Raw genomic sequence first — 13,675 nt, 5'->3', positions numbered from 1 at the left:
GGACGTACCGTCGTCGTACACGCGAAAGGAGGTGGTCCTGGAAGTGAAGATTCTTCGGACTCGTGAGGTGGTTGCGCGCTAGTCGTCGCGCAACCGATCCAGCAACGGACCGGATGCGGTGAGCCCGTGAACCGGGCGGGGTCTCCCGACGCGAGCCCCCGGCGGCGAGCGAGTACCACGCAACCACCGGAGCCCGCGGGTGTCGTGCCCTCGTCCAGCACGACAGGAGGAACCCTCCAGCCCGCGGGCTTCTTGCTGTCCACCCCCTGCCGCTGGGTGCAGGAAACAGTCGCGTCCGGCACGTCCGGACGCGACTGTCTCACGCGCTCACGGGGTGGCGAGGTGGGGTTCCACGAGCTCGACGTAGCGGCGGGCGAGGGTCGCGACGACGTCGGCGCCGGGCGCGGCCCAGACGTCGGCGTGGAAGATCTCGACCTCCACGTCGCCCGTGTAGCCCGCGGCCGCGACCGACCGCGTGAACGCCGCGAAGTCGACGTGGCCGTCGCCCATCATGCCGCGGCCCAGCAGCGTGTCCGCGGGGAGCGGCGTGATCCAGTCGCACACCTGGTAGCTGACGATCCGCCCCGCCGCGCCGGCGCGCGCGACCTGCTCGTGCACCTTCGGCTCCCACCACAGGTGGTACGTGTCGACGACGACGCCTACCTCCTCGGGCGCGAACGGCTCGGCCAGGTCGAGGGCCTGCTCGAGCGTCGACACGACGCCGCGGTCGGCGGCGAAGATCGGGTTCATGGGCTCGATCCCCAGCGTCACGCCCGCGTCGCGCGCGGCCGGGACGAGGGCCGCGATCGCGTCCGCCGCCCGGGCGCGCGCCCCGACGAGGTCGCGGTCGCCCGCGGGCAGGCCGCCGGGCACGAGGACGAGCGCGCGTGCCCCGAGCGCGGCCGTCTCCGCGATCGCGGCGAGGTTGCTCGCGTGGGCGGCCGCGCGCGCGTCGGGGTCGCTCGCGGTGAAGAACCCACCGCGGCACACGGACGAGACGCGCAGCCCGGCGTCGCGCACCCACCGCACGGCGGTGTCGAGCCCGACCTCGGCGACGGGCTCGCGCCACACCCCGATCGCCGGGAGCCCGGCCGCGACGCAGCCGTCGATCGCCTCGCGCAGCGACCAGCCCGCCGTCGTGCGCTGGTTGAGCGAGAGCCGCGCGAGCCGCGGATCGCCGGCCAGCGGTGTCCCGACACGAGCCGGCGCGCCGCTCGGCACGTCCACGACCCCCGCCTCCCCGCCGAACATGGGGTCATCGCCCGAGCTGAGCCCCGGACGGGCCCCAACCGCATGCTCGGCGGGTGGGGCGCCCCGTTCGGGGGCCGACGGGAACTCCGAGATCTCGGTGCTCATGCGACACCGTGCCCGACGACGGCCGGCTCGTTCGCGCCCGCACCGGACCCTTCGACTCCCGCCGCCGCGAGCACGAGGCCGAGGCGGTGCGCCGCGAGGTCCGGGTCCGGCAGGAGGCGCGCCTCGTTGGCGAGCTCGAACGCGCGCGCGAGGTGCACGACGCTCCTGGCCGACTGTAGGCCGCCGACCATGGTGAAGCCCGGCTGGTGGCCCGCGAGCCAGGCGAGGAACGCGATGCCGGTCTTGTAGTAGTACGTCGGCGCCTCGAACACGTGCCGCGAGAGCGCGAGCGTCGGCGCCATCTCGGCGTCGTAGCGGTCGAGGTCGCCGTCGTCGAGCGCAGCGAGCGCGGCCGAGGCGGCGGGCGCGACGGCCGCGAACGCGCCGAGCAGCGCGTCGGAGTGCCGCTCGCCGTCGCCCCGGATCAGCTCGGGGTAGTGGAAGTCGTCGCCCGTGTACAACCGCACACCCTCAGGAAGTACAGCGCGCAGACCCACCTCGTGCGCCGCCGAGAGCAGCGACACCTTGACCCCGTCGACCTTCGCGGCGTGCGCGCGCACGAGGTCGACGAAGGTCGACGTCGCGACGTCGACGTCGTCCGACCCCCAGTAGCCCCGGAGGTTCGGGTCGAACGCCTCGCCGAGCCAGTGCAGCACGACCGGCTCGCGCACCTGGGACAGGATCGCGTCGTAGACGCGCACGTAGTCGTCGGCGGACGTCGCGACGCGCGCGAGGTGCCGGGACGCCATGAGGATCACCTGCGACCCCGTGCCCTCGACGAACTCGACCTGCTCCGCGTAGGCCCCGATCACGTCGTCGACGGTCCGCAGCTCGTCGGGCGCGCGGTGGTCCGTGCCCGCTCCGGACGCGATGCGCGCGCCCAGCTCGTGGGCCTGCGCGGCGCTGCGCGACACGAGCTCCTGCACCGCCGGCCAGTCGAGCCCCATGTTGCGCTGCGCGGTGTCCATCGCCTCGGCGACCCCGAGCCCGTACCGGAACAGGTGCCGCCGGAAGGCGAGCGTCGAGTCCCAGTCGACGACGGCCGGGGCGCCCGGGACGTTCTCGCCCCGCGGGTCCGCCACGACGTGCGCCGCCGCGAACGCGACGCGCGAGCGGTACGGGCCGGGGTGGGCGGCCCACTCCCGGGGCGCGCGGAGCTCGACGCGGCGCGTGCCGCCGTCGGCCAGCGGGATGCGCACCGCGTCCCCGGCCGTCACGCGCCCGCCTCGACGGCAGGCGCGGCGAGGCCCGACGGCGCGGAACCCGCCCCGAGCTCGACCCGACGCCCCTCGCGCGACGACGCGTAGCCGGCGTCGACCAGGCGCAGCCCGCGGACCCCGGCGTCGAAGTCGTACGGGTGCGGCCGGCCGGCGTGGACGTCGCGGAGGAACTCCTCCCACTGGGCGCGGAACCCGTTGACGAACTCCTGGTTGTCCGGGACCTGCTCCCACTGGGCGCGGAAGTCCTGGTCGGTCGGCAGGTCGGGGTTCCACACGGGCTTGGGCGTGCGGGCCCGCGGCTGGACCCGGCACCCGAACAGGCCGGCCACCGCCGACCCGTGCGTGCCGTCCACCTGGAACTCGACGAGCTCGCCCCGGTCCACGCGCACGGCCCACGACGAGTTCACCTGGGCCACGACCGGACCGTCCGGCCCGGCGAGCTCGAAGATCCCGTACGCCGCGTCGTCGGCCGTGGCCCGGTAGGGCTCGCCGCGCTCGTCCCAGCGCTCCGGGATGTGGGTCACGGCCTTCGCCATGACCGCCTCGACGGGGCCGAACAGGTTCTCGAGCACGTAGTTCCAGTGGCAGAACATGTCGAGGACCATCCCGCCGCCGTCCTCGGCACGGTAGTTCCAGCTCGGTCGCTGCGCGGGCTGCCAGTCGCCCTCGAACACCCAGTACCCGAACTCGCCGCGCACCGACAGGATGCGGCCGAAGAACCCGCCGTCGATGAGGCGCTTGAGCTTGATCAGGCCCGGCAGGTACAGCTTGTCGTGCACGACGCCGTGGATCACCCCCGCGGCGCGCGCCGCGTCCGCGAGCTCCTCGCCGTCGGCGACGGACTCCGCGATGGGCTTCTCCGTGTACACGTGCTTGCCGGCCGCGAGCGCCGACAGCAGCGCCTTCTTGCGCTCGGACGTCACCTGGGCGTCGAAGTAGACGGTCGCCGTCGGGTCCGCGAGCGCGGCGTCGAGGTCGGTCGTGAACTCGGCGACGCCGTGCCGCTCGGCGAGCTCCGCGAGCTTCGTGCGGTTGCGGCCCACGAGGACAGGCTCCACCTGGAGGCGCGTGCCGTCGTCGAGCTCGACGCCGCCGTCGTCGCGGATCGCGAGGATCGAGCGGACGAGGTGCTGGCGGTATCCCATGCGGCCCGTGACGCCGTTCATGACGATGCGGACGGTGCGGTCGGGCGTCGTCGCGCCCGTGGTCTGGCTGGTCATCCTGCGGGTCATCCGTTCTGCGAGAGCGAGCGCTCGGCGGGGCGTCCGCCGAGGTAGAGCTCGGAGAGCTGGGGGTCGGCGAGGAGCTCGGGCGCGGGGCCGGTGATGTGGACGCGGCCCAGGTCGAGCACGCACCCGATGTCGGCGGTCTCGAGCGCGCGGCGCGCGTTCTGCTCGACGAGCAGCACCGCGACCCCGGCGTCGCGCATGCGCACGACCTGCTCGAAGACCGTCGACGTGGTCTTGGGGTCGAGGCCCATCGAGGGCTCGTCGAGGAGCACGACCTGCGGGCTCACCATGAGCGAGCGCGCGAACTCCACCTGCTTCTGCTGCCCTCCGGACAGCAAACCGGCGAGCTGCTTCCACCGCTCGCCCACGACGGGGAAGAGGTTCTGCACGAACGCCACGCGCTCCGCGACCTTCTCCTTGTCGCGCAGCGTGTACGCGCCGAGGAGCACGTTCTCCGCGACGGTCATCTCGCGGAACACGCTGTGCCCCTGGAGCACGTGGGCCAGGCCGGAGGAGAGCATCTCCTGCGGCCCCTGGCCCGTGACGTCGCGCCCGCCGACGAGGATGCGTCCCGAGCGCGGCTTGAGCAGCCCGCTCGCGACCTTGAGCACCGTCGACTTGCCCGCGCCGTTCGGTCCGACGAGGCACACGACCGTCGACGCGGGGACCTTGATGGTCAGCCCGCGCAGCACCATCGCGGCGCGCCCGTACCCGGCCTGGACGTCGTCCAGCTCGAGGAGGTACTCCTGCTTCGCCCCCGTCCCGGGGGTCGGGTCAGACACCAAGGTAGGCCTCCAGCACTCGCGGGTCGGCTTGCACGACGGCGGGGGTCCCCTCGGCGATGGGCCGTCCCCGGTCGAACACGATGACGTGGTGGGACAGGCTCATGACCATGTCCATGTTGTGCTCGACGACGAGGAACGTCTTGCCCTCGGCGTTGAGCTCCTGCACGAGCGTCCCGATGCGCCCGATGAGCGCCGGGTTCACGCCGCCCGCCGGCTCGTCGAGCATGATCGTGTCCGGGTCGCCCATGAGCACGCCCGCGAGCTCGAGGAGCTTCTGCTGCCCGTAGGACAGGTTGCGCGCCTCCGCGTTCTCCAGGTGGTCGATCCCGACCCGCACGAGCAGCGCGCGCGCCTTGTCGATCTCCTCCGGGTTGCGCGCCCCGGCGAGCAGCTCGCGCACCCGGGTGCGCCGGACCGCGACGAGCATGTTCTCGAGGACCGTCATGCGGGGGAACACGCGGCAGAGCTGAAAGCTGCGCCCGATCCCGGCGCGCGCGATCTTGTGCGGCGCGCGCCGCGTGATGTCCTCGCCGCGGAACGTGACCGTGCCCGCGTCGGGCTTGATCATGCCCGTCACGCAGTTGAAGAACGTCGTCTTGCCCGAGCCGTTGGGCCCGATGAGCGCGTTGATCTTCCCGTGCTGGAACGTGACCGTCGCGTCGCGCACGGCGTGGACGCCGCCGAACGACTTGGTGAGGCCGACGGTCTCGAGGTTGCGGGTCGTCGGCGGGGTGGTGGTCGTCGTCATCGGTCCTTCTCCTCTCCCGTGCCCTCTGCCCTCGGCTCGCCGTCCTCGCGCCGCCCGTCCTGCCCGACGGCGGTGGCCGGCCCGGCGGTCGCGGCGCCCGTCGTCGGGGCGGGGCCGGCCGCGGCGCGGTTGCGCTCGAGGAGCTCGGCGGCCGTCATCTCGCGGATCGAGGAGTCCTGCGGGCCGAAGCGCTTCACGAGCGCCTGGGCGGCGGGGATGATCCCGTCGGGCATGAAGAGCACGACGACGCCGAGCAGCAGGGCCGTGGCGACGAGGTGGAACTGGGTGTCGCCGAACTCGAGCTTGAAGTACTCCAGGCCGGTGCCCACGACGACGGCGCCGAGGAGCGGGCCGAAGAGGTGCCGGACGCCCCCGAAGAGGGCCATGAGCACCATGTAGGAGCCGAGCATGATGGAGAACTGGAAGATCGGGTCGAGGTCGCCGAACCACAGGGCGTACATGCCGCCCGCGAGGCCGGTGAACGTCGCCGACACCACGTACGCGACGAGCTTGTAGTTGCGCGTCGGGACGCCGAGCGCCTGGGCCTTGTCCTCGTCCTCGCGGATGGCCTTGAGCCCGGTACCGAAGCGCGAGCGGTCGATCGCCCACCACGCGACGAGCATGACGGCGAGCAGCGCCGCGAACAGGTAGAAGAACGTGCGGTGGTGCTCGGGCCGCAGCAGGTCGGGGAACGGGCGGGGGACGACGAGGCCGTCGGACCCGCCGGTGAAGGAGCCCCATGCCTGGAAGACGAGCAGCAGGATGAGCACGAACGAGATCGACACGATGACGAACGACGCGCCGCGCACGCGCAGCGCCGCGATCCCCACCGGGATGGTGACGAGCAGGACGAGCACGCCCGCGACGAGCCAGGCGACGAAGCTCGGGAGGCCGACGTCGCGGATGAGCAGGCCGGTCCCGTAGGCGCCGAGCCCGAAGAACGCGGCGTGGCCGAGCGAGACGTAGCCGGTGAACCCGCCCATGAAGTTCCAGGCGGTGGCGGTGCACGCGTAGCTCGCGACGACGATGCCGGCCGAGAGGATGTACGCGTTCGGGGCCATCGCCGGGAAGGCGAGGACCAGCACGACGCCGACGACAAGCGCGGCGAGGCGGACCACGCGGACCCACGGGCGACGAGCGGGAGGTGCGCCGGGAGCGGAGGAGGCGGCCGCGCCGTCGGGCACCGGGCTGGCGGCCGCAGCGCTGCGGCGGCTCGCGGGACGGGTGTCAGAAGCGTTGGGCAAGGCGACCTCCGAAGAATCCCTGGGGCCGCAGCATCAGCGTCGCGAAGAGCGCGACGTAGAAGATGGTCTGCGCCCACGTGGTGCCGAGCGGCACCTGGAGCAGGCTCTGGCCGATGCCGAGGACCATGGCGGCGATCGCGGCACCCGGGATGGAGCCCAGGCCGCCGACGACGATGATCGCCATGAGCGGGCCGATCCAGTGCCAGTGCAGCGACGGGTAGATCGTCGCGTCGAGCGACAGCGCGGTCCCGCCGATGGCGGCGGTCGCGAGGCCGAGGCCGAAGCCGTAGCCGGCGACGCGGTCGGTCTTGATGCCGACGAGCTGCGCGGCCTCGCGGTGCTGGATCGTGGCGCGCAGCGCCTGGCCGAACCGGCTGTGCTTCATGAGCACGTAGAGCAGCGCGAGCGACAGCGCCGCGAGCGCGAACGCCACGAGCTTCACGACGGCGATCCGCGCGCCGAAGAACTCGATGCTCGCGCCCGAGTACGGGAGCTGGATGCGCCGCTGCGTGCCGCTCCAGACGAAGCCGATCATGCCCTCGATGAAGAGCGCGACGGCGAACGTGAGGAGGACGGACATCATCGTGAGCGTCGCGGGCCGCAGGCGCGTGATGAGCAGGCGCTGCATCCCGACGCCGACGAGGAAGAACAGCGGCACCGTGACGACGAGCGACAGCAGCGGGTCCATGCCGGTCTGCTGGTTGAAGAACCAGGCGAGGTACGCGGCGAGGATGAGGAACGCCGAGTGGGCGATCATCACGACGCGCATCACGCCGAAGTACAGGGTGAGGCCCGCTGCCAGGAGGGCGTAGAGCCCTCCCAGCAGCACGCCGAGCACGAGGCTCTGGAAGAGCAGGGTTCCCGTCACGAGGCGATCACCAGGCCGGCTTGGGGAAGACGAAGTCGGCTTCCTTCGCGTCCTGCGGGAGCACGATCTGGATCTCGCCGCCCACGTACTGCTGGATGAGGTGGGCGCCCTGCGGCTTGCCCGTCTCGTCCCACGTCAGCGGCCCGACGACGGTCTCGACCTCGTTGTCCCGCAGCCACGAGACGAGCTCCTGCTGGCACTCGCCCTGCTCGGCGCACCCGACGGCCTCGACGGCGGCGGCGACGACCTGGCCGGTCGTGTACGCGTTGGCCTCGTCCTCGCCGGGCGGGTTGCCGTGCAGCTCCGTGTACCGCTCGACGAAGTCGACGTTCGACGGCCAGCTCGCGGTCTCCGTGTAGCCCGTGGGCGAGAGGATGCCCTCGGTCTTCGCGCCGATCGCGGCGGAGAACTCGGGGTTCGTCGGCGCGGTCGAGAACGCGGCGAGCATCGGCTGGTAGTCGAGCTGCTGCAGCGCGACGATGAGGTTCACCGCGTCCTGGTACTGCGTGCCGCCGATGACCATGTCCGCGCCGGAGTCGTTGATCTTCGCGGCGATCGAGGAGAAGTCGGTCGTGTTGGGCGGGTAGACCTCGTCGACCACGACGTCGAGGCCGGCGTCGGCGAGCTTGTCGCGCAGGCCGTAGGCGGTGCCCTGGGCGAACGGGTCGTCCATCGCGGCGACGGCGACCGTCTGCGGGCGCTCCGCCTCGGGCATGTCGAGGATGTGGTCGGCGAGGTAGTTGTAGTGGTCGTCGGCGACGGCGGGGGCGGCGTAGAAGAGGTTCTCGAAGCCCTGCTCGAACACCTCGTTCGCGGCGCCGGCCGGCTCGACGAAGAGCATCCCGTACTCCTCGGCGACACGGGCGCTCGGCACCACGAGGCGCGTCGAGAACGGGCCGAAGACGAGGTCGACCTCGTCCTGCGCGATGAGCGCCTCGTAGTCCTGCACGACGCGGTCCGCGTTGGACTGGTCGTCGAGGATCTTCAGCTCGACCTGGCGCCCGAGGAGGCCGCCGTCCTCGTTGACGAACTGGGCCCAGGCCTCGTAGCCGCGCTGGACCCCCTTGCCGGGCTCGGAGAAGTCGCCGGTGAGGGGGAGGGAGATGCCGACGACGATCGGGTCGTCCGCGCCACCGCCTCCGCCCTCGCCGTCGGACCCGCCGGAGCACGCCGTGAGGACGAGCGCCGCTGCGGACGCCCCGGCCACGAGGGCGAGCGCACGGCGTGCGGGGGGGCGGGTGGACATCCGTGGAGTCGACCGAGAATGCATGGACGTGACTCTCCCTACTTCGTCGTAGTGAAGACCTGAGGCCGTACTGCTCCGTACGAGACCGCTGCATTGCGAAAGCGCTTTCGTAAGCGCTTCCGCTAGAGTACGGTGCGGACAGCGGATGTGGCAAGCGTCACGTCGGGGAGGGCCCACGGGCCGCCGACCGGGCGACGCACGGACGAGCGGAGCAGGGGTGCGTCGAGAGGGTCGGGCCACGAAGGGCCGGAGCGCGCTGCGGCTGGTCGACGTCGCCGAGCGGGCGGGCGTGTCGCTCGCGACCGCGTCGCGCGCGCTGTCCGGCAGCGACGGCGTCTCGGAGGTCCTCGCCGAGCACGTGCGCGAGGTCGCCACGCAGATGGGCTACATCGCCAACCCGCACGCCCGCACGCTCGCGGGCGGCACGACGTCGGTCGCGGGCCTGCTGGTCTACGAGATCGGCGACCTCTACTTCTCCGAGATCGCGAGCGGTGTCGTGCGCGTCGCGACCGAGCACGGCTGGAGCGTGCAGATCAGCCACACCGAGCGCGAGCCCAGCGCCGAGGTCACGCAGATCCGCCTCATGCGCGCGCATCGCGTGGGGGCGATCCTCGTCGCCGGCTCCGGGTACGTCGAGCCCGCGATGGAGGCCGACGCCGCGCGCGAGCTCGAGGCGTTCGAGGAGGCCGGGGGGCGCGTCGTCGTCATCGGGCGGCACCACCTGCCCAGCGACGCCGTGCTGCCCGACAGCGAGGCGGCCGCCGCGACCCTCACCGAGCACGTGCTCGGCCTGGGCCACCGGCGGCTCGCGATCGCCGCCGGCCCGGAGCGCCTGACGACCGTCGCCGACCGCACCGCGGGCATCCGGGCCGCCGTCGCGGCGCACGGCCTCGACCCGGACGACCTGGTCGTCGTGCACGCGCCGTTCACGCGCGAGGGCGGCCGGGACGCCACGGCGCGCATCCTCGAGGAGGCACCCGGCACGACGGCGATCCTCGCGCTCAACGACGCGATGGCCACGGGGGTGCTGTCGCTCCTGCGCGAGCGCGGCGTCGTCGTGCCGCGCGACGTGTCCGTCACGGGGTTCGACGACATCCAGGTCGCGCAGGACCTCGCGCCCGCGCTGACGACCGTGCGCCTGCCCATGAGCGAGATGGGTGCCGCCGCGTTCGAGATGGCGCTGCGGCCGCCGTCGGCCCGGCCTCGCCGCAAGCGCACCGACCACGTGCTCGTCGTGCGCGACTCCACGGCCCCACCCCGCCACCCCTGAGTGCGAGGTGGGGCGCGGGTCAGAAGGGCTTGCGCGCGACGACGAGGAAGCGCGGCGCCTCGTCGACGAACTCGTGGCCCGCGGCGAGGTGCAGGTGCAGGGCGCGCAGGGGTGCCTCGTAGCGCGCGACCGCCTCGGGCGAGAGCGACGCGAGCCCCGGCACCTGCCAGGCCATGAGCCGCAGGTACCAGAGCAGGGCGGACAGGTCGCGGAACCGGCGCAGGCCCTCGTGCTCGCGCGCGGCGTCGACCACGAAACCGGCCTCGCGGAGCACCTCGACCGCGGCGTCGAGCGTGACCGAGTCCGGGTCCCACGCCGGCTCGGCGCCGAGCGCGGTGCTCAGGCGCACGCCGTCGCGCGAGTCGGCCTGCTGCGTGAGGAACACGCCGCCCGGCTCCAGCACGCGGAGCACCTCGTCCGGGTCGAACTCCTCGTGCCGGTCGAGCACGACCGCGAACTGGCCGTCGAAGAACGGCAGGAGCTGCTCGTCGTCGCCCTGCACGGGCCGCACCTCGACCCCGAGGGGCTCGAGCCGCCGTCGGGCCACCGGCAGGTTCGGGGCCCAGCCCTCGGTCGCCGCGGAGCCCGCGGGGAACGGGCGGAGCGTCGAGAGGAGCTCGCCGCCGCCCGTGCCGAGGTCGAGCACGGCCCCGCGCCCGCTCGCGACGAGCTCGCGCGCGAGCGCGACGTAGTCCCACGGCAGCGGGTCCTCGACGACGCGGCCCGCCACGGGGGAGAGGTCGGACCCGACGACGGGGACCGCGCGGGCCCAGGCGACGTGCTCCTCGAACGAGGCGTCCCGGGCGGGGGTCGGCACCTCGCTCGCCCGGTCGGGGGTGTCGGGGGTGTCGGGTACCGCGTCAGGCATGGGTCGATTGTCACCCGCCCGGGCGCCGGAGCCGAACGCGAGCGGTGCGCGTGCGGCGCGCGTGCGGCGCGCGTGCGGTGGGCGTGCGGCGCGCCCGCCACGACCCGACGGGGAGGACTCCCCATCGCCCGCACGACGGCGCGCACGGTAGCCTCCCCGGTGCCCGCCTCGCGCGTCCCGGACACCGGGTGCCGGCGGGCCGGACGACCGACGAGGGGACGAGGACGACGTGAGCGGTATGTGGGGCGCGGACGTCAACGAGCTGCGGAGGCTCGCGCAGTCGCTGCGGTCCGCCTCCGACCAGCTCGTGAGCACGACCTCCGAGGTCAGCGGCCTCGTGGAGGCGGCGGGCCGCTGGCAGGGCGGCGACGCCGACCAGTTCCGCAGCGAGTGGACCGGCACGTCCGTCGCGCTGCTGCGCGGCGTGAGCCAGACGCTCTCCGAGGCGTCGCAGGCCGTCCTGCGCCACGCGGACCAGCAGTTCGCGACGAGCACCGAGGGCGGGTCCATCCCCTCCCCGGGCGTCCCCGGACCCGGCGTGCCGACCGGCCCCGGCGGCGGCCCTCCCGGCGCGGGCGACCCGCTCGACGGCTCGATCTGGGACGTCGGCGACACCGCGCTGTCCGCGTGGGGCGCCGGCAGCGGCGCGTGGATCGCGTACCGCACGTTCCTCGCCGCGCGCGGATTCCTCGACGCGAGCCGGCTCGCGGCGCTCTCGCCCGCGGCCGCGAGCGCCCTGCAGCTCACGCGCGGCATGGCGGTCGGGGACGCCCTGAGCGTGCTCGGGCGGGCCACGACGTTCTCCCGGTTCATGGGCTTCGCCGGCGGTGCGGCCGGCGTGGTCGGCGGCATCAACCAGATCGTCAACACCCAGTACGACGGCGTGCGCGGCGGCGTCGACCGCGGCATGGGCGTCCTGTCCGTGATCGGCGGCGCCGGGACCATGGCGATCGCCGCGGGGCTCCTCACCAACCCGGTCGGCATCGCGGTCGTCGCGGGCGCGGCGGCGGTCGCGGGCGTCTGGGCGCTCGGCAACCTCGTCTACGACAACTGGGACTCGATCACCGGGTTCTTCTCCGACCCGGGCCCGTACCTCGCGGACGGCTGGAACGACGTCACGAGCTTCGTCGGGGACGCGGCCGATACCATCGGCGACGTCGCGTCCGACGTCGGTGACGCGATCGGCGACGGGCTCTCCGCCGCCGGCGACTTCATCGGAGGCCTCTTCTCGTGACCCAGCAGCCGACCATGCAGTGGTCCGCGGCCGACATCGCGGCCGCCGAGCAGACGCTCGCGCGCACGGCGCCCGGCGACGTGACGCACGTCGTCACGCTCACGGACGAGGAGGTCGCGATCCTCGACGGGCTCCAGAACCCTCAGCTCGTCCCGCTGCCCTGGCTCGACGCGCAGGAGGGCGCGGACCGCACGCTCGTCGGGCGCGTGGCCCTGCGGTCGCTGCTCGCGCGGGGTCTCGTGGTGCCGTCGGACGAGGAGCGCCCGCCCGGGCCGGGCGGCGAGCCGCAGGTCGGGATCGACGCGGTCCCCGAGGTGACGGGCCCGCTCGTGCTGCGCCGCACCGCGTCGGCCATCCTGTCCGCGGACCGCACGACGGCGCTCGGCAAGCACTGGGTGTACGTCTACCTGCACGACGAGGACCGCGTGCTCGAGGAGGAGGTCGGGCCGAGCGGCCACCACTCCTTCAGCGTCTACCCGCTCGCCGAGCTCGCAGGCCGCCTCGCGGTGTTCCTCGACCCCGCGGCGAAGGCCGTGCTCGACGGCCGCGCCCGCACCTTCACGACCGAGCAGTTCGCAACGGAGGCGCGCACGTCTCCCGAGCTCTCCGGAGCGGTCGCCGTCACGGTGCTCGGCGCGGTGCGCGCGGGCTCGGACTCCCTCGTCCGGGTGAGCGTCTACACGACGCCGGACGGCGTGTACGTCGTGCGCGGCGGCGAGCACGGAGCCGACGGCGCGCCCGTCACGCTCGAGATGTCGGAGGTCGGGCCGGCGACGCTGCGCCACCTCCCCGCCGAGCTGCTCGGCCGATGACGGCCCCGACCGGAGACCGCGCGACGCGCAAGGTGCGCCACTGGGCCGACGCGTCGCGTCTCGGCCGCCTCCGGCACGTCGAGGCCGCGACGCCGAACGGCCCCGCGTGGGCCGTGGTCCTCGTGCTCGTGCTGCTCGCGCCGGTCGCCAGCCTGGCCGACGGCGAGGTCGTCGCCGCGGGCGTCCTGCTCGTGGCCGTCGCCGCCGTGCTCGGGATCCTGCTGTGGTTCCTCGGCTCGGAGAAGCTGCTCGTGCTCGACGGCGGGATCGTCGTGGGCTCGTTCGCGCCCTTCCTGCGCCCGACGGTCATCCCCTGGTCGGGGATCGACCCGCGCACGGTGTCCGCGGTCGTGGGCAACCAGCGCACGATCGGGCTCCTCATGGCCGACCGCGGCGTGAGCGGTGCGTCGCGCACGGTGCTGTGGTCGCGCCGTCCGATCACGTTCCTCGCCGTGTCGCCGGTCGTCGCGCGGCACGCGTGGGCGCAGGGGCAGCCCGTCGACCTCGCGACCGCGCCCGGCTTCGACCTGTGGGTCTTCTCGACGCGGCGGCCGTCCCGGCAGGCGCCCCTGGTGCACGCGCTCGCCGCCGCGATGCACGACGCGCGGGTCCCCGGCGCCGAGGCGGTCGTCCCCCACGCGCTCCCGCCACGGCGGCTGCGCTCGACCGCCGAGGACGCCGACCACCTGGGCATCCCCGAGCGGTTCCGCCGCACGCAGCTCCGGCGCGTCTGACGCCTCGACCGACTCCTCGACCCTGCCCGCTCACGGCCGCGTCGACGGCGCCGTCACCACC

General features: G+C 73.7%; 13 protein-coding genes. 4 read left to right on the top strand and 9 right to left on the bottom strand.

From position 1 onward, the window contains the following. Positions 1–327: 327 nt before the first annotated feature. The 8 genes from ABIE39_RS14790 to ABIE39_RS14755 form a co-directional block, all read right to left on the bottom strand. Positions 328–1,185, bottom strand: coding sequence for a sugar phosphate isomerase/epimerase family protein (locus ABIE39_RS14790; RefSeq protein ID WP_502914874.1), 858 nt, complete (start codon positions 1,183–1,185; stop codon positions 328–330). Positions 1,186–1,352: 167 nt separating this feature from the next. Further along, on the bottom strand, positions 1,353–2,573 hold the full coding sequence (locus tag ABIE39_RS14785) for a dihydrodipicolinate synthase family protein (RefSeq protein ID WP_354052347.1): 1,221 nt from the start codon (positions 2,571–2,573) through the stop codon (positions 1,353–1,355). Then, positions 2,570–3,796 carry a Gfo/Idh/MocA family protein gene (locus tag ABIE39_RS14780; protein ID WP_209829384.1) on the bottom strand — a complete coding sequence of 409 codons (1,227 nt, stop codon included), beginning with the start codon at positions 3,794–3,796 and terminating at the stop codon, positions 2,570–2,572. The genes ABIE39_RS14785 and ABIE39_RS14780 overlap by 4 nt, the downstream gene beginning before the upstream one ends. Before the next feature lie 8 nt (positions 3,797–3,804). Next, positions 3,805–4,587: an ABC transporter ATP-binding protein gene (locus ABIE39_RS14775; protein WP_021479843.1), complete on the bottom strand. Its 783-nt coding sequence runs from the start codon at positions 4,585–4,587 to the stop codon at positions 3,805–3,807. Next, a complete protein-coding gene (locus ABIE39_RS14770; RefSeq protein ID WP_175009394.1) occupies positions 4,580–5,338 on the bottom strand; it encodes an ATP-binding cassette domain-containing protein in 759 nt (252 codons plus the stop codon). Before ABIE39_RS14770 ends, ABIE39_RS14775 begins: the two co-directional genes overlap by 8 nt. Further along, positions 5,335–6,456, bottom strand: coding sequence for a branched-chain amino acid ABC transporter permease (locus ABIE39_RS14765; protein ID WP_255437303.1), 1,122 nt, complete (start codon positions 6,454–6,456; stop codon positions 5,335–5,337). Before ABIE39_RS14765 ends, ABIE39_RS14770 begins: the two co-directional genes overlap by 4 nt. Positions 6,457–6,565: 109 nt before the next feature. Further along, positions 6,566–7,450: a branched-chain amino acid ABC transporter permease gene (locus ABIE39_RS14760; protein ID WP_074804082.1), complete on the bottom strand. Its 885-nt coding sequence runs from the start codon at positions 7,448–7,450 to the stop codon at positions 6,566–6,568. Between the two features lie 7 nt (positions 7,451–7,457). After that, on the bottom strand, positions 7,458–8,696 hold the full coding sequence (locus ABIE39_RS14755) for an amino acid ABC transporter substrate-binding protein (protein WP_354052345.1): 1,239 nt from the start codon (positions 8,694–8,696) through the stop codon (positions 7,458–7,460). Positions 8,697–8,913: 217 nt separating this feature from the next. Between ABIE39_RS14755 and ABIE39_RS14750 the strand changes: the two genes are divergently transcribed. Beyond that, positions 8,914–9,966, top strand: coding sequence for a LacI family DNA-binding transcriptional regulator (locus ABIE39_RS14750; protein WP_354052343.1), 1,053 nt, complete (start codon positions 8,914–8,916; stop codon positions 9,964–9,966). Positions 9,967–9,985: 19 nt separating this feature from the next. Here ABIE39_RS14750 and ABIE39_RS14745 read toward each other — a convergent pair whose 3' ends face one another. Then, entirely contained in the window at positions 9,986–10,834 is an 849-nt protein-coding gene (locus tag ABIE39_RS14745; RefSeq protein ID WP_354052341.1) for a class I SAM-dependent methyltransferase, read from the bottom strand. 229 nt (positions 10,835–11,063) lie between these two features. Between ABIE39_RS14745 and ABIE39_RS14740 the strand changes: the two genes are divergently transcribed. The 3 genes from ABIE39_RS14740 to ABIE39_RS14730 are packed head-to-tail and all read left to right on the top strand — an operon-like array spanning position 11,064 to position 13,614. Then, positions 11,064–12,068 (top strand): WXG100 family type VII secretion target, encoded by a 1,005-nt coding sequence (locus ABIE39_RS14740; RefSeq protein ID WP_137281383.1) that lies wholly within the window; start codon positions 11,064–11,066, stop codon positions 12,066–12,068. Beyond that, positions 12,065–12,880 (top strand): hypothetical protein, encoded by an 816-nt coding sequence (locus tag ABIE39_RS14735; protein WP_354052339.1) that lies wholly within the window; start codon positions 12,065–12,067, stop codon positions 12,878–12,880. The genes ABIE39_RS14740 and ABIE39_RS14735 overlap by 4 nt, the downstream gene beginning before the upstream one ends. Then, entirely contained in the window at positions 12,877–13,614 is a 738-nt protein-coding gene (locus ABIE39_RS14730; RefSeq protein ID WP_354052337.1) for a hypothetical protein, read from the top strand. Before ABIE39_RS14735 ends, ABIE39_RS14730 begins: the two co-directional genes overlap by 4 nt. The last annotated feature ends 61 nt before the right edge of the window (positions 13,615–13,675 follow it).

The organism is Cellulosimicrobium sp. 4261 (genome assembly GCF_040546915.1).
Taxonomy (GTDB): domain Bacteria; phylum Actinomycetota; class Actinomycetes; order Actinomycetales; family Cellulomonadaceae; genus Cellulosimicrobium; species Cellulosimicrobium cinnabarinum.
Note: the sequence above shows the minus strand (reverse complement) of the source record. Positions and strands in the feature narration are given on the sequence as shown.

What these genes read in the sequence shown, in the direction of transcription:
- ABIE39_RS14770 (WP_175009394.1), bottom strand. Translation starts at nt 5,338, where the DNA reads ATGACGACGACCACCACCCCGCCGACGACCCGCAACCTCGAGACCGTC.
- ABIE39_RS14755 (WP_354052345.1), bottom strand. Translation starts at nt 8,696, where the DNA reads ATGTCCACCCGCCCCCCCGCACGCCGTGCGCTCGCCCTCGTGGCCGGG.
- ABIE39_RS14745 (WP_354052341.1), bottom strand. Translation starts at nt 10,834, where the DNA reads ATGCCTGACGCGGTACCCGACACCCCCGACACCCCCGACCGGGCGAGC.
- ABIE39_RS14780 (WP_209829384.1), bottom strand. Translation starts at nt 3,796, where the DNA reads ATGACCAGCCAGACCACGGGCGCGACGACGCCCGACCGCACCGTCCGC.
- ABIE39_RS14730 (WP_354052337.1), top strand. Translation starts at nt 12,877, where the DNA reads ATGACGGCCCCGACCGGAGACCGCGCGACGCGCAAGGTGCGCCACTGG.